Origin of the sequence: Pseudarthrobacter sp. BRE9 (genome assembly GCF_031844305.1) — a bacterium.
In the GTDB taxonomy this organism is placed as follows: domain Bacteria; phylum Actinomycetota; class Actinomycetes; order Actinomycetales; family Micrococcaceae; genus Arthrobacter.
On sequence record NZ_JAUZUY010000008.1, the window covers coordinates 108,576 to 122,972 of the forward strand.

General features: G+C 66.9%; 17 protein-coding genes and 1 pseudogene. 8 read left to right on the forward strand and 10 right to left on the reverse strand.

Going from position 1 to position 14,397, the window contains the following annotated elements; genetic code table 11:
* Nucleotides 1–36: 36 nt before the first annotated feature.
* The 3 genes from Q9R31_RS14975 to Q9R31_RS14985 all read left to right on the forward strand — a co-directional run bounded on the left by Q9R31_RS14975 (nucleotide 37) and on the right by Q9R31_RS14985 (nucleotide 2,525).
* Nucleotides 37–1,362, forward strand: coding sequence for an MATE family efflux transporter (locus tag Q9R31_RS14975; RefSeq protein ID WP_311263603.1), 1,326 nt, complete (start codon nucleotides 37–39; stop codon nucleotides 1,360–1,362).
* A 95-nt stretch (nucleotides 1,363–1,457) separates the two neighbouring features.
* A complete protein-coding gene (locus Q9R31_RS14980; RefSeq protein WP_311263501.1) occupies nucleotides 1,458–2,048 on the forward strand; it encodes a hypothetical protein in 591 nt (196 codons plus the stop codon).
* A 99-nt stretch (nucleotides 2,049–2,147) separates the two neighbouring features.
* Nucleotides 2,148–2,525, forward strand: coding sequence for a hypothetical protein (locus Q9R31_RS14985; RefSeq protein ID WP_311263502.1), 378 nt, complete (start codon nucleotides 2,148–2,150; stop codon nucleotides 2,523–2,525).
* A gap of 42 nt (nucleotides 2,526–2,567) precedes the next feature.
* Here the strand turns inward: Q9R31_RS14985 and Q9R31_RS14990 are convergent, their stop codons facing one another.
* Nucleotides 2,568–3,113, reverse strand: a complete 546-nt coding sequence (locus Q9R31_RS14990) for a CGNR zinc finger domain-containing protein (protein ID WP_311263503.1) — start codon at nucleotides 3,111–3,113, stop codon at nucleotides 2,568–2,570.
* Nucleotides 3,114–3,184: 71 nt separating this feature from the next.
* On the opposite strand from Q9R31_RS14990, the gene Q9R31_RS14995 reads away from it, so the two are divergent.
* Nucleotides 3,185–4,231 (forward strand): EamA family transporter, encoded by a 1,047-nt coding sequence (locus Q9R31_RS14995; RefSeq protein WP_311263504.1) that lies wholly within the window; start codon nucleotides 3,185–3,187, stop codon nucleotides 4,229–4,231.
* 99 nt (nucleotides 4,232–4,330) lie between these two features.
* On the opposite strand, the gene Q9R31_RS15000 is transcribed toward Q9R31_RS14995, so the two are convergent.
* Complete coding sequence (locus Q9R31_RS15000) at nucleotides 4,331–4,594, reverse strand: WXG100 family type VII secretion target (RefSeq protein WP_311263505.1); 264 nt, start codon at nucleotides 4,592–4,594, stop codon at nucleotides 4,331–4,333.
* Between the two features lie 211 nt (nucleotides 4,595–4,805).
* Here Q9R31_RS15000 and Q9R31_RS15005 point away from each other — a divergent pair.
* A pseudogene (locus tag Q9R31_RS15005) lies at nucleotides 4,806–5,076 on the forward strand (DUF2277 domain-containing protein).
* A gap of 57 nt (nucleotides 5,077–5,133) precedes the next feature.
* Here the strand turns inward: Q9R31_RS15005 and Q9R31_RS15010 are convergent.
* The 6 genes from Q9R31_RS15010 to Q9R31_RS15035 form a co-directional block, all read right to left on the reverse strand.
* Complete coding sequence (locus Q9R31_RS15010) at nucleotides 5,134–7,566, reverse strand: heavy metal translocating P-type ATPase (RefSeq protein ID WP_311263506.1); 2,433 nt, start codon at nucleotides 7,564–7,566, stop codon at nucleotides 5,134–5,136.
* Between the two features lie 23 nt (nucleotides 7,567–7,589).
* Complete coding sequence (locus Q9R31_RS15015) at nucleotides 7,590–7,829, reverse strand: heavy-metal-associated domain-containing protein (protein WP_311263507.1); 240 nt, start codon at nucleotides 7,827–7,829, stop codon at nucleotides 7,590–7,592.
* A 53-nt stretch (nucleotides 7,830–7,882) separates the two neighbouring features.
* The gene (locus tag Q9R31_RS15020; RefSeq protein WP_311263508.1) at nucleotides 7,883–8,248 is read right to left on the reverse strand and encodes a metal-sensitive transcriptional regulator; all 366 of its coding nucleotides are present in this window, start codon (nucleotides 8,246–8,248) and stop codon (nucleotides 7,883–7,885) included.
* Nucleotides 8,249–8,548: 300 nt separating this feature from the next.
* Nucleotides 8,549–9,061, reverse strand: a complete 513-nt coding sequence (locus tag Q9R31_RS15025; protein WP_311263509.1) for a universal stress protein — start codon at nucleotides 9,059–9,061, stop codon at nucleotides 8,549–8,551.
* A gap of 80 nt (nucleotides 9,062–9,141) precedes the next feature.
* The gene (locus tag Q9R31_RS15030) at nucleotides 9,142–9,918 is read right to left on the reverse strand and encodes a class F sortase (protein ID WP_311263510.1); all 777 of its coding nucleotides are present in this window, start codon (nucleotides 9,916–9,918) and stop codon (nucleotides 9,142–9,144) included.
* A 96-nt stretch (nucleotides 9,919–10,014) separates the two neighbouring features.
* Nucleotides 10,015–10,749: a hypothetical protein gene (locus tag Q9R31_RS15035; protein ID WP_311263511.1), complete on the reverse strand. Its 735-nt coding sequence runs from the start codon at nucleotides 10,747–10,749 to the stop codon at nucleotides 10,015–10,017.
* 280 nt (nucleotides 10,750–11,029) lie between these two features.
* Here Q9R31_RS15035 and Q9R31_RS15040 point away from each other — a divergent pair, with 280 nt between their 5' ends.
* The 3 genes from Q9R31_RS15040 to Q9R31_RS15050 all read left to right on the forward strand — a co-directional run bounded on the left by Q9R31_RS15040 (nucleotide 11,030) and on the right by Q9R31_RS15050 (nucleotide 12,691).
* A complete protein-coding gene (locus Q9R31_RS15040) occupies nucleotides 11,030–11,230 on the forward strand; it encodes a hypothetical protein (protein WP_311263512.1) in 201 nt (66 codons plus the stop codon).
* A gap of 71 nt (nucleotides 11,231–11,301) precedes the next feature.
* Nucleotides 11,302–12,411, forward strand: a complete 1,110-nt coding sequence (locus Q9R31_RS15045) for an exo-alpha-sialidase (protein WP_311263513.1) — start codon at nucleotides 11,302–11,304, stop codon at nucleotides 12,409–12,411.
* Nucleotides 12,371–12,691 (forward strand): MoaD/ThiS family protein, encoded by a 321-nt coding sequence (locus tag Q9R31_RS15050; protein WP_397428255.1) that lies wholly within the window; start codon nucleotides 12,371–12,373, stop codon nucleotides 12,689–12,691. The genes Q9R31_RS15045 and Q9R31_RS15050 overlap by 41 nt, the downstream gene beginning before the upstream one ends.
* 64 nt (nucleotides 12,692–12,755) lie before the next feature.
* Here the strand turns inward: Q9R31_RS15050 and Q9R31_RS15055 are convergent, their stop codons facing one another.
* Together Q9R31_RS15055 and Q9R31_RS15060 are read right to left on the reverse strand one after the other, a co-directional pair.
* A complete protein-coding gene (locus Q9R31_RS15055) occupies nucleotides 12,756–12,992 on the reverse strand; it encodes a hypothetical protein (RefSeq protein ID WP_018762891.1) in 237 nt (78 codons plus the stop codon).
* 149 nt (nucleotides 12,993–13,141) lie between these two features.
* The gene (locus Q9R31_RS15060; RefSeq protein ID WP_311263515.1) at nucleotides 13,142–14,368 is read right to left on the reverse strand and encodes a pyridoxal phosphate-dependent aminotransferase; all 1,227 of its coding nucleotides are present in this window, start codon (nucleotides 14,366–14,368) and stop codon (nucleotides 13,142–13,144) included.
* Nucleotides 14,369–14,397: the final 29 nt, after the last annotated feature.

Here is a 14,397-nt window from a genome sequence, read left to right on the forward strand (position 1 = left end):
GCTGGCAGCGTGCCCCAACAACCCGCTCCTTCCGCCGTGACCGGCACCCAGGGCCATGCCCGGGAGATCCTCCGCCTTGCAGTCCCGGCTTTCGGCGCGCTCGTGGCCGAACCCCTCTTCCTGCTGGCGGACTCCGCCATCGTCGGGCATCTCGGTGTCGCGCAGCTGGCGGGTGTGGGGCTGGCATCGGCGGTGCTGCAGACCGCCGTCGGACTCATGGTCTTCCTTGCCTATTCGACGACGCCCGCCGTAGCCCGCGCCATTGGCGACGGGCAGTTGGGCAAGGCCCTCGCGGCAGGGCGCGACGGCGTCTGGCTGGCGTTGCTTCTCGGCGTGCTCCTTGCCGTGGCAGGCTTCGCGGCGGCTGGGCCGCTGATCGACCTGATGGGCGCCGCGGGAAGCGTCCGGACGTTTGCCATCGACTACTTTCGGTGGTCCATGCCCGGTCTGGTGGCAATGCTGTTGATCTTTGCCGGCACCGGCGTGCTCCGCGGACTGCAGGATACCCGCACACCGCTGGCAGTGGCCACGGCCGGATTCGGCGTCAACATTGTCCTGAACCTGTGGCTTGTGTACGGCCTGGGCATGTCCGTCGTCGGTTCCGCAGTGGGCACCAGCCTTGCCCAGTGGGCCATGGCGGCTGTCTATGTGGTGATGGTACGCCGCAGCGCCGTACGCCATGGCGTCAGCCTGCTTCCCAGCTGGAAGGGTGTCCGCAGCATGACGCGGGTTGGATCCTGGCTGATGCTCCGCACGCTCAGCCTGCGCGCCGCCATCCTGGCCACGGTGCTGGTGGTGACGGCCCAGGGCGAGGTCAACCTTGCCGCCCACCAGCTGGCCATGACCATCTTTTCCTTCCTGGCGTTCGCCCTGGATGCCCTGGCCATCGCGGCGCAGGCCCTCATTGGGAAGGAACTCGGCGCGTCCAACGCGGCCAAGGCCCGGCTGCTGACCCGAACGATGATCCGCTGGGGTGCCGGATTCGGTGTGGTGACGGGTCTGCTGCTCGCCGCGGCCGCCCCCTGGGCGGGGTTGCTGTTCACCGCGGATCCCCAGGTGCAGCAGGTGCTCACCATTGCCCTCTGGGTCCTGGCGGCCGGGCAGCCGATCGCCGGCTACGTGTTTGTCCTGGATGGTGTGCTGATCGGCGCGGGGGACGCACGGTACCTCGCCCTGGCGGGGCTGGTGAACCTTGCCGTCTACGTGCCGCTGCTGGCAGCGGTTGCGCTGTCACGTGCCACCGGCGCCTCCGGGCTTGGCTGGCTTTGGGTGGCCTTCGCGCTGGGGTACATGGCGGCGCGTGCCGTGACCCTCGGCCTGCGCGCCCGGTCGGACCGCTGGATGGTGCTGGGCGCCGTCTGACAGTTGAGTTCTGCCTGGGAATACGGCGGCCTGACAATCCCGGCGGGGCGGGCAGACCGGTTAGATCTTCCAGCTGCCGCCACTAAACTGGACCGGTGACGCAACCAACCACCCCCGCGGGCGCTGCTCCCGGAACCACCGCCCGTAACGACCTCTGGAAGCCCGTCCTGCTCCGTGCGGCCGCTGCCCTGGTGTTTGGCGCCGTAACGGTCTTCTGGACGTCACCGTCCGTGGAGGTCATGGGCTGGGCCGGGGGTCTCTATCTCCTGGCTGCCGGTGTGGTCGCCCTGCGGACCGTCCCCGCGGCCGGCTTCGCGCAGAATTCGGCTCCGGGCAAGCTGTTGTCGGCCGGCGGAGCGGTCCTGGCAGGTGCCGGCTTTGCCGTGCTCCTCCTGCACAGTGACCTGCTGTTCGGCGTGATCGCAGCCCTTGGCCTGGGCGTGGCCGGCATCCTCGAGCTTGCCTGCGGCCTGCAGCACAGGGGCCGCCATGTTCTTGCACGCGACTGGATTGCGTCCGGGATCATCGGGATCGGAACCGCACTGCTGTTGCCCTTCTTCATCAACCTCGGTGCCCATGCCCTGCTGGGCGTGGCGGGCGGAGGCGCCATTATTTCCGGTGTCCTGTGGGTACTTTCCGGCCTGACGCTGCGGCATGATGCCCATGCCGGCGCGGGGAAGCCGTAAACTAGGAGGAGCGCCCTTCTACTTTCTGTAGAAAATCCGGTGCGACACCGCAATTCATACACCAGGCCGGCCGTACGCCGCCTGCAGGGAGGAACCACTGTGGCTGACCAGCATCAAGGAAAACCGCGCAAGCTGCGGACCTCGGTGAAGGGGCCGCTGATGTTTTCGGCATTCTGGGCCGTCGTCGCCTTCGTTGCGGTGTTGATCTTCGCCTCCGGGGGAAGCGCCCGCGCACCCCGCTTTGACCTCGCCTTCACCGCCGCCGGCATCGCCTTCATCGCCACCCTCGTGATCGCCGCAATGCTGTCCATGAGCTACAAGGAGAACGCCGAACACCTGGGCAAGGGATCAGGGGTGAATCTGAGTTCGGCACCGAAAAGGGCATCCCAGGCAGGGCCAGGCCACGGCTTTGGTGCTTCCGGAAGCCAGAACCCGCCGGCATCCGGCGAGGACACTGACGGAACTCCCCAGCGCTAGCTGCGGCTGCAGGATGCCACTACGCAACCCGCACCAAGAGCGCTACCCCGCGGCGGCCTGCCGGGCCCGGTAGGCCGCAACATGCGCCCGGTTGGCACAGTTGCCGGTATCGCAGTACCGCTTGGAACGGTTGCGGCTCAGGTCCAGCACGGCGGCATCGCAGTCCTCTGATTCGCACACCCGCAGCCTGTCCATCTCCTTGCCGCGGATCACATCGGCCAGGGCCATGGCCGCCTCGGTGCTCATCCGGTCGGCAAGGGGTGCCTCGGGCGCCGTGGCATGAAGATGCCAGTCCCATCCATCGTGCTTCACCAGCTGCGGCAGCGCGTTCGCGTCCCGCAGCAACCGGTTGACCGTGTCCACGGCAGCGTCTTCATCCGCTGTCCACACTGCGGCCAGTTCCCGGCGCAACTGCCGCACGCTTTCCAGTTCCCCGGCGTCCCGGTTCCGGGAGCCGGAAAACTGCTCCGCAGCCAGAAAGCTGTCCAGGTCCGCAACGGAGGCCAACCCTTCCCTGCCGTTCGCGGCCGTGTTCACGAGGTTCACCACCGTCCGCAGCGCCACCTCAGTGTCAGGGGCGAAAACCATGTTGACTCCTTACAGCACCCAAGCGTAGTGTCATGAGCATTACCCCACTTTACTCCTGACAGGAGGCGCCGGTGCCTGCCGCCCAAAACCACAACCCCGCCCGGGAAGTGCCTATCAGGCATGCCGGCTTCCAGGCCTCCGGGCTCGGCATCGCACTGTTCTCCTCCGCCGTCTTTGGCTTGTCCGGATCCTTCGCCAAGTCGCTGCTGGAAACCGGCTGGACCCCCGGGGCGGCCGTAACCGCCCGACTGACTGCAGCTGCCCTGATCCTTGCCCTGCCCGCGGCATGGGCGCTTAAGGGCCGCTGGAACCAGTTGAAGGACAACTGGCTCACCATCGTGCTGTTCGGGCTCATTGGGGTGGCGGCATGCCAGTTGTTCTACTTCAACGCCGTGGCCCGGCTCTCCGTGGGCGTCGCGCTCCTGCTGGAGTACCTGGCCCCGGTGATCATCGTCCTGTGGCTCTGGGCCGCAAGCCGCCGTCGCCCACGCGTGCTGACGGCCGGCGGAACGCTGCTGTCCCTGGCCGGGCTGGTTCTGGTCCTGGACCTTACCGGAGCCGTGAAGGTTGACCTGGTGGGGGTCCTGTGGGGCATGGCGGCCGCGGTCTGCCTGGCCATCTACTTCTTCATTACCGCGAAGGAAAATGACACCCTGCCGCCCATCGTTCTGGCCTCCGGCGGCCTCATGGTGGGTGCCGCAGTCATGTGGCTCGCTGCCGCCACAGGCCTGCTGCCCATGGCCTTCAGCGCTGCGGACACCAGCCTGGGCCCATGGACCGTGCCGTGGTGGGTTTCGCTTGCCGGGCTGGTGGTGCTGGCCACCGTGCTGGCGTACGTTTCCGGCGTCATGGCGGCCCGGGCGCTCGGTTCCAAAGTGGCGTCCTTCGTGTCGCTCACCGAGGTGCTGTTCGCCGTGGTCTGGGCGTGGCTGCTGCTCGGGGAGCTTCCCGGTGCCATCCAACTCCTGGGCGGCATACTGATCGTCGGCGGAGTCGTCCTGGTCCGCCTCGACGAGCTGCGTTCGCCTGCCACCACTGATCCCCCGGGTGGCAAAAGGGGCACCCACATGTCGGCATCACCGCTGGATCACGCGAACGACGTAGAGCCCGTCCCGTAGGTTCGAAGGTCCGCCAAGCCAGGCGCCGCCGTCGGGCGCCAAAAAATGGGGCAGGGACACCATCCCGTGTCCCTGCCCCCGCCAATATGGCGATAAAGCCTAGTTCGATGCCTGGCTCTGCTGCTCGGCGTTGCGCTTGGCCTGCGTGCCGGCTTCCTTCAGTGCCTCGGCAACCTTGGTCAGCATGGCCGTGTGGGTGCCGGACCACTCGTTGCGGAACTTGGTGGCGTCCGGGCCTTCCCAGTTGGTGCTGCTCAGGACCTTGGTGAGAGTGGACTTCTGCGTCTCGATCTCGGACGCCCCTGCCTGAAGCTTGCTGCCGAGCTGGCGAAGCTGCTCAACGTCTGCACCCCAAATAGCCATCAGTGTCTCCTTGTTAGGTCGTGGATCCGAACCAGATCGGCATCCCCAGCGGCCCCCCGGCTCATCCGGAAGATCCATTGCCTAAAACCTATCCCGGCCCCCAAACAGTGTCGATGGGCAGCCCTGCCCATGCCGGGCTCCCCATGGACGCCGGGAGGAGACCCTGAAAAGGGGGTCGATCCCAGGCGTTGGAAGAGCCTAGCATGGCGTTATGTGCCGAAATATCCGAACCCTTCACAACTTCGAGCCGCACGCCACGTCCGAGGAGGTGCATGCGGCTGCACTGCAGTACGTCCGCAAGGTCAGCGGCAGCACCAAGCCGTCCAAGGCCAACCAGGAGGCCTTTGACGAGGCCGTGCACCAGATAGCCCACATCACGGAGCACCTGCTGGAATCCCTGGTGACACAGGCGGCGCCGAAGGACCGGGAGGCCGAAGCGGCCAAGGCCAGGGCGCGCCGCGGTCCGCTACGGCGCCGCCTGACCCCTCGCCCTGGCCCCGCGCCCAGTGCTTCAGCCCAGCGCTGCAGCCCGCTGCAGTTCAGCGCTGGGACTTCCCGAAGCTGCGCAGCCGCAGCGAGTTGGCCACCACCAGGACGGAGCTGGCGGCCATGGCCGCGCCGGCGATCATTGGGTTGAGCAGCCCCAGGGCCGCCACCGGAATCCCCACCGCGTTGTAGAAGAATGCCCAGAACAGGTTGGTCTTGATGGTGCCCAGGGTCTTCCGCGACAGTTCAATGGCCTGGGCCACCTGGGCGAGGTCATTGCCCATTACCGTCAGGTCCGCGGCTTCGATGGCCACGTCCGTCCCCGAGCCCATCGCGATTCCGAGGTCCGCCTGCGCCAGTGCGGCGGCATCGTTGACGCCGTCGCCGGCCATGGCCACCGTGGCACCCGCCGCCTGCAGCTTCCGCACTGCCTCGACCTTCCCTTCCGGCAGGATGCCGGCATGGACGTCATCCGGAGCGATGCCGACGGCGGCAGCCACGCGGGCGGCGACGGCGGCGTTGTCCCCAGTCAGCAGGATGGGCCGCAGGCCCAGCGCCTTCAGCCGGGCGACGGCGGCGGCGGACCCGTCCTTGACGGTGTCCCTGAGGCTGATGATTCCGGCCGGCGTGCCATCCACTGCGACGCAGATGGCGGTGACGCCGCCCTCCTCCGCAGCCGCCAGCTGCGCCCGCTGGCCGGCGTCCAGCGCAATTCCGTTCTGCTCCAGCCAGCCGCTCCGCCCAGCCATCACTTGCCTGCCCTCGACGGTTCCCGACACTCCACCGCCCGGGGCGGAATTGAACCCCTGAACTGGCGGCAAGTGACCTGGCAGCAAGTGAACTGGCGTTCCATGCACGGACGGCAAGGCGCCGCCGTCGTGCACTGCGTGGGCCGAACGTGCAGCGGAAACTGCTGCTGCCGCGATGGCGCGGGCCACCGGGTGCTCGCTGGCCGCCTCTACGGCTCCGGCGAGGCGGAGGATGTCCCCATCCTGGAAACCGGGGAACGCTTGCGTGGCATCCACTGACAGGACACCGGTGGTGACGGTCCCGGTCTTGTCCAGCAGGATGGTGTCCACGGTGCGGGTATCTTCCAGGACCTGGGGGCCCTTGATCAGGATGCCCAGCTGGGCACCGCGGCCGGTGCCTGTCAGCAGGCCAACCGGGGTGGCCAAGCCAAGCGCACACGGGCAGGCGATCACCAGCACCGCGACGGCGGCGGTGAAGGCCTGCCGCAGGTCGCTGCCGTCGGTTCCGGGGCCGGCGAAGAGGAGCCAGAGCACGAACGTCAGGGCGGCAATGGCCAGGACCACGGGGACGAAAACGGAGCTGATGCGGTCGGCGAGCCGGGCGATGGGCGCCTTGCCGGTCTGCGCCAGCGATACCAAGCGTGCCATCTGCGCCAGGGTGGTCTCGGCACCAACCCGGGTTGCCCTGACCAGCAGGCGGCCGGAGGTATTGATGGTTGCACCCGTGACGCGGCTGTCGGGCCCCACCTCGACCGGGACGGACTCACCCGTGACCAGGGAGGCATCCACGGCGGAGGCACCGTCCACCACCACCCCGTCGGTGGCGATCTTCTCACCCGGCCGGACCACCAGGACGTCGCCCACCTGCAGCCGGTCGGCAGGGATCTTCTCCTCCAGGCCGCCGCGCAGGACGGTGGCATCCTTGGCGCCCAGGTTCAGCAGGGCCTGGAGGGCATCGCCGGCTTTGTGCTTGGCACTGGCCTCCAGGTACCGGCCCAGGAGCAGGAAGGTGGTGACCACAGACGCCACCTCGAAGTACAGGCCCCCGGACATGCCCTCCATGCGGGGGTGCTCCGTCAGGCGCGGGTCCGCCAGCAGCTGCCAGGCCGAAAAGAGGTAGGCGGCGGCCACTCCGAGCGACACCAAGGTATCCATCGTGGAGGCGAGATGGCGGGCATTGATCGCTGCCGCCCGGTGGAAGGGCCACGCCGCCCACGTGACAACCGGCAACGCCAGGACCGCCGCCGCCCAGCCCCAATTCGGGAACTGGAATGCCGGAACCATGCTGACCAGGAACACCGGAATTGTCAGCGCCGCGGCGAGGATGAGGCGCGGACGGAGCTTCGCGGCGATGCCGGACACATGCTCTGCGTGCTCGTTCGTTCCTCCGCGGCCGTTCCCTGGACTCGCAAGCTCGTCCGGGGAACCCTCCCGCCGTGGGCCCTGCTTAGACGCATACTGCCGCAAGTCCCCGGCCTCGTCGACCGGACCGCGGGGCGCACGGACCCTTGCGGTGTAGCCTGCAGCGTTGACCGTGTCCACAAGTTGCTCGTCGGTAATGCCTTCGGGGACTGTGACATAGGCCGATTCGAGCGGCAGGTTCACTGTAGCCGCCACGCCGTCGAGCTTCCCGAGCTTCTTTTCCACCCGGTTGACGCAGGACGCGCAGGTCATCCCCTCGATGTCCAGTTCGACGACCCGGGTCACGGGTGGGTGCAGCAGTTCCTGGTGGCTCATGTCAGCTTTCCGTTGAAGGGTTTCTAGGCCTCGTTGGCGACTACCAGATAGCCCGCCTCGGCCACGGCTTCGCCGATGTCCGCAGGCGGGAGTTCCTTGTTTGAGGTAATGGTCACGGTGGAAATGCCACCGGCGTTCAGTTCCACGTCCACTGCTTCAACGCCTGCGAGGGATTCGAGTTCTTCACTGACGGCCGACACGCAGTGCCCGCAGGTCATGCCGGAGACGCTGATGGTCGTGGTGGTGGGGGAGGTGGTGCTCATGGCTTGCTCCTTCATTGGGGCCGGCGGTGGCCGGAATTGGGTGTGGAGTAGTGTCAGCGAAGCAGGCGGCCGATGGCGTCGGCGGCTTCCTTGACCTTGGCATCAATGGCTTCAGCGCGGGCTTCCGGGTCTGGTTCTGAGGCTGCACCCACCACGCAGTGGCCGATATGTTCCTCGACCAGCCCGAGGCTGACTGCGTGCAGGGCCTTGGTGACGGCGGCAACCTGGGTGAGGATGTCGATGCAGTATTTGTCCTCATCCACCATCCGGGCAATGCCACGGACCTGCCCCTCAATACGCTTCAGGCGGCGAAGGTACGCATCCTTGTTTCCCGCGTAACCGTGCTGGGGTGCGGCGCCGGCCTCCAAGGCCGGTTCATCCGCTGCAACGCCCGCGACGGCTTCTTCGATTGCGTTCATAGACTCAAACTTATACCCCATGGGGGTATAGGCGCAAGTACCCCTTGGGGGTATAGCGGGAGCCCGCCGAAAGGGACTGGCCAGGCAGCGGAGGGCACAAAAAAGCTCCGGAGTGCGTTATTGGGGGATACGCACTCCGGAGCAGCTTTTGGGCAATCCCGGGCTCCCACTTGCGTGGACCGGTCCTGCTTGACTCAGCTTACTGGCTGGTTCGGGCACTGCGCCAGCACCGCGAATAAGTACTTTCGCTTTACTTTAAGCCGGCCCTTAATCGGGGGTCTTGACCCCTGCATCCGCTGCTCAAAACCGGTCTTCATGCGCCGGCATTCGGTAGGGAACCACCAGCACCGGCCGGCCCTGGTGGTGGCTTAACCATGTTCCGACCGATCCGTTGAGTGCCTCCGAGAGCCGGTGCGTGAATCCGCGTTCCGAGGTACCCACAATGATCACGGGGGCATCCAGTTCGGCGGCCAGCTGAGCCAGGGCCCGGGCAGGGTCCCCGGTAAGGGTGCGGAAGGACCACTGCAGAGGTCCGCCGACGGACGCGGGCTTGTTCACTGCGGCCTGGACCTGTGCTTTCAACTCGGTTGTCAGCGCCAGCATGTCGTCATCTGCGTCTGGGTGCCGGGAAAGCCGGTGGGCGGAGCGGGCCGGGTCCCATTCCACCAGGTAGCTGGCTTCGTCCACATACGCACAGACCAGCGGCGTGGACAACCGGGCAGCCAAAGTGGCCGCGGCCTGGAGAACCTCCGGGTGCTGTTTGGGCATGATTCCCACCAGCAGCGGGCCGCCGTCGAAGTGTTCCCGTGTCATGACGCCAATTGTCCGCCGGCCCGGCCGGCGTGAACAGGTACCTTGGACCCGTCCGGCCTCCGGAGCATGGGCCTGCAGACCTAGGGAACGCCGGGGTATGCGGTGACTACGACGTTCTTGCCCCACGGGTCCTCGGTGTAGCAGCTGATGAGGACCAGGCGGTTGGGAACCATATCCCAGACGGGACTGTCCTTGAGGCTGGACTTCAGGTACGTCGTGACGCTGTCCACCCGGTAGCTGATGGTTCCGGCCGTTGTTTCCACTTCCAGCCGGTCGCCGACGGCGGCCGCTGAACTGAGGTGGTTGAAGGGAGCGTCCGCACCTTCCCAGCTGTGGCCGATCACGTAGGTGGTGTTGCCGGAGTCCTTGCCCGGGACCCCGAACGGCGTGAGCCAGTAACCGTCCTTGGTTGCAGGGGGTTCAATGGTCCGGCTGGATTGGGCTCCGCTGTCCAGGTCCAGCGGGTGGATGGCCACGTCGAGGGCGGCTGACGGGTAGCGGATGCGCACAGGCGGGGAAGCCACCGGAAGGTCCAGTCCTGCCGGAGGCTGGTCCTGCGCCGGGGTGGCGGCCGGCAGGCCCGTCTCCGCGATAGGAGCCGCCCTGCTTCCGGAGTCAACGTTTCCGGAAACAGTGCCGCCGGAAGCGGTGCCGCCGGGAACCAGGGCCGCCGAAGCGGGGGCGTTCCCCGTTGCCAGATGCGGCGCGGGATGGAGCAGGGGGGCGCCGAGAGTAAACGACAGGAACGCGAGGACACCGCAGAAAAGGATGGCCAGGTCACCGCTGTTCCACCGGAACCATACGCGCCGCCAAATCCCCCGTTGGGGGGCTGCATGCCGGCTTCGATCCTGTCGCATGGCACTCCTCATGGGTTGGCGGGGTTGGAAGGAAGGCGCCCTGCCGGGCACTGGCAGGACGCCTTCCTTGTCAGGGGGCCACTGGCAGTGGCGGGCCTAGCCGCCGGTGTGCAGTGGACGGGAGCGGCGGCGTACCGCCACCGCTGCTCCGGCGGCGGCCAGTGCTGCGAGGCCTGCAAGCCAGCCCGGGCCGGCCTCCGGTGCTCCCACCGCCGTCTGGGCGTTGTAGCCCTGGTTCGTGCCGACGCTGACGGGAGCCGCAGCCGGGGCAGCCTTGGGTGCTGCCTTCGGTGCGGCGGCAACCTGCTTGGCAGGTGCCGGCTGTGCGGGTGCAGCAGCCGGAGCTACGGCGGCCGGTGATTCCGCCGCCGGCTGCACTACCACAGGCGGCGTGACCACGGGATAGTCGAGGACGACGGGCGGCTGCACGACGGGCTGCTCCACCACGGGCTGCTCCGTCACGGGATTGTCGACGACGACGGGCGGCTGCTCTGCAGGAGGGGTCACCACCGGCGGCTGCTCCACCACGGGCGGCGTAACCACCGGATCGATCACCTCACCCGGCGGCAGCGACGCCCCGCACTCGTTGACGTAACGGGTCTTTCCCGCGTTGGTCCAGTTCTTGCCCGCGGGCAGTTTGGCGGTGGGAGGAATGATGTCTTCCGGGTGCTGGTCGTGTCCGCCCGTCCCGTTGGCATTGAACCCCATCTGCACCAGGGTACTTCCGTCCCAGTGGCAGACCACCACCTGGTCGGAGGCGGCCATGGCGGGCGCAGTGAGGCTGATGAGGCCGAGCCCCACCACCCCCAGAGTGGCAAAGGTGCGTTTCATGTTGTCTCCCCATATATGTGTGAAACGGACCATGGTGAGGAAAGGCCAGCGGTGACGCCGTATGCCCCAGCAGCACGGTCAGCTTGCTTTGAGATTTCAGGCTAGGGGCGCCGCCCGGGACAGTCGCCAGTAGGGGATACTCGTCTTTTTCCGGCAGCGGACGGCCAGGTTACTTGCCAGTACCCGAAACCCTGCCGGATCCACCTGCTTCCGGGTGCTGCACCTTGTCCGCCGTCGCGGCCGCGCCTAACGTTTAAACCGACCCCAGGAAGGGGGAATCATGGAAATCTTCATGTGGTGGCTGGACCTTGACCTCGCCAGCAAGGAGTGGCTGCGGGAGAACCTCTACGCGGAGGAGCTGCCCCTTCCGGTGCTCCAGGGCATCGCGGAGGCGGGCGGTCCGCATCCGGACAATCCGGCCGCAGCGCTCACCGTCGCGGACTGGGACTTCATCCAGACGCAGTCCGAGTTCGTGGACTGACTCCTGCCTGCCGGCGATAGGGGAGCCCGCACGCCTCGGAACCGTTGCGCGGTGGCGCATCCGGTGGTTGCATGGTCCGCATGGCAACGGCGGCAGAATCATATGTCCTGGCAATCGGGACCAAGAAGGGGCTGTGGCTGGCCACCAGCCCGGACAGGCAGGAGTGGTCCTTCTCAGGCCCGCACTTTCTTATGGCGGAGATCCCCAGCATTGGGATCGATACCAGGGAGGGCCGCACGCGCATCCTGGTGGGTGTCCGCAGCCCGCACTGGGGACCAACAGTTGCCCACTCCGATGACCTCGGTGCCAGTTGGACCGAGCCGGAACAGGGCGCCATCAAGTTCCTTGAGGACACCGGGGCAGCACTTGAGCGGGTCTGGCAGATTTACCCGGACTCCGAGTCCCGTCCCGGAGTTGTGTGGGCGGGAGCCGAACCGATCTCTGTCTGGAAATCCACCGACGGCGGGGAACACTTCGAGCTGAACCGCGGCCTGTGGGACCACCCGCACCGCAGTGAGTGGGGAGCCGGCTACGGCGGGGCGGCGGCGCATTCGATCGTGGTCCAGCCTGCCGGGGAAACGGTGCACGTTGCCATGAGTACCGGGGGCGTGTACCGGTCGCTCGACGGCGGCACCTCGTGGGAGGCGCGCAACAAGGGCATTTCGGCGTATTTCATGCCGGACCCAAATCCCGAGTTCGGCCAGTGCGTGCACAAGATCGCCGCGGATGCCGCAGTGGAAGGACGCCTGTACGCCCAGAACCACCACGGGGTCTACCGCACGGACGACAATGCAGACAGCTGGAACTCCATCGCAGAGGGCCTGCCTGCCGACTTCGGCTTCGTGATGCTCACGCATCCCCGCCGGGACGGCACCGCCTGGGTTATTCCGCTGAAGGCCGACGGCGAACGCATCCCTCCCGACGGAAGGCTGGCCGTCCACCGCACGGACGACGCCGGGAACACCTGGAAGCAGCTCAGCACCGGGCTCCCGGAGCACGAATACAACAGCGTGCTCCGGGACGCCGCGTCCGTGGACACCGGAGATCCCGCCGGGGTGTACTTCGGTACACGCGGCGGGTCGGTCTATGCGAGTGCGGATGAAGGGGAGACATTCAGGGAGGTGGCTTCCCACCTGCCCGATGTCCTGTGCGTCAGGGCGGCCGTGGTGGCCGGTGCCTGAGATTTCGCTGGTGCTGCCCAGTGTCCTGCAGCCCCTGGCCGGCGGGCAGTCCGTGCTGACTGCGCCCGCGGAGGGGCCGGTAACGGTGGGCAGCCTGCTTGACGCGGTGGCCTCCGAGTATGCCGTGCTGGGCCGGAGGCTTCGTGACGAAACCGGCGCGCTGCGGCGGTTCGTTAACATCTACGTCGGCGGCGACGAGGTGCGGCGGTTGCAGGGCCTGGATACCGAGGTGGAGCCGGGCCAGGAGGTCCTGGTGATCCAGTCCGTGGCAGGCGGCTGACCGGAGTGGGATAAGGCGGCGGGCAGCCCTTACTGGCTACGCCCGCAGCCCCACCTCCAGTTCGTTACGCCACGCGCCAAACGCTGCACTCGTCCGTATTGATTGCCTTCCGGACCCCCGTGATCCGGTCCAGGATCCACACCACTCCGATGCCGGGCGCCGTTTCCTGCACGCTGCCGCGGCGGATCACCACGTCGTCGTAGGAAGGGCCCACGGAGAGGCGGGCTTCGATTTCGTCACCGCGGTGGAGCTGGTCCAGCGCGCGGACTCTGGTTACATGCGTGGTCGCTTTCTTCAACATCGGGGGCCTCCTGGCTGGAGCTGGTGCCGGCTCTTGCCTGCACTACCCAGTGTGGGCCGGGAATGTTGCGTAGCGGTTTCCCGGCGGTTAGCACGCGGTTAGTTCTTCGCGCCGCACCGGTTTCATGCCTCCGCTTGATGTGTCGGTTTTTACGTGTCCGTGCCGTTGCGGTAGGCGGCAAGGAAGGTGGAGATCCTCCGGACAGCTTCCTCAATGTCCAGTACCGAGGGAAGGATCACGAACCTGAAGTGGTCCGGCGCGGGCCAGTTGAAGGCCGAGCCGTGGGAGATCAGGATCTTTTGGTCCCGGAGCAGGTCCAGGACGAATTTCTCGTCGTTGGCGATCGGATACAGTTCCGGATCCAGGCGTGGGAACAGATACATGGCGCCCGACGCCGGCACGCAGCTGACGCCGGGAATGGCAGTCAGGAGCTGGTGGGCAAGGTCCCGCTGCTCGCGCAGCCGGCCGCCGGGTTTTACCAGCGCCTCGATGCTCTGGTAGCCGCCCAGGCAGGTTTGGATGGCGTGCTGGGCGGGAACGTTGGCGCACAAGCGCAGCGAGGCAAGCAGCTCAAGGCCTTCACGGTACGCGGCGGTAGCGGCAAGCGGCCCGGTAATGGCCACCCAGCCGGCCCGGTAGCCCGGCATCCGGTAGGCCTTGGACAGGCCGCTGAACGTCAGGCAGCACTCGTCCTCTGCCACCGATGCAGTGTGGATGTGCGTTGCGTCTTCGTAGAGCACTTTCTCGTAGATCTCGTCCGAGAACAGGACCAGGTTGTGCTTCCGGGCCAGTGCCGCGAACTGTTCCAGGATGTGGCGTGGGTAGACGGCGCCGGTGGGGTTGTTCGGGTTGATGATCACGATGCCCTTGGTGCGGCTGCTGATCTTCGCTTCGACGTCGGCCATGTCCGGCCACCAGTTCTCCGCCTCGTCGCACAGATAGTGCACCGGCTTGCCGCCGGTCAGGGTCACGGCGGCGGTCCACAGCGGGTAGTCCGGGGCGGGGACCAGGATCTCGTCGCCGTTTTCCATGAACGCCTGCAAGCACATGGAGATCAGTTCGCTGACCCCGTTGCCGATCACGATGTCCTCGACCCCGATGTTCATCAAGCCACGCGTCTGGTAATACTGCGAGATGGCGGTCCGTGCAGTGAAGATGCCCTTGGAGTCACTGTAGCCCTGGGCGCCGCGGAGGTGGTGGATCATGTCCACCACCACGGACTCCGGTGCCTCCAGGCCGAACGGCGCCGTGTCCCCGAGGTTCATCTTGAGGATCCGGTGCCCCTCGGCCTCCATGTTTTTGGCCGCCTGCAGGACCGGACCCCGGAGTTCGTACCGGACGTTTTCAAGCTTGCTGGAGTGCTGCATTGCGTGCATGGTTGATCTTTTCACACAGCGCGACGGCG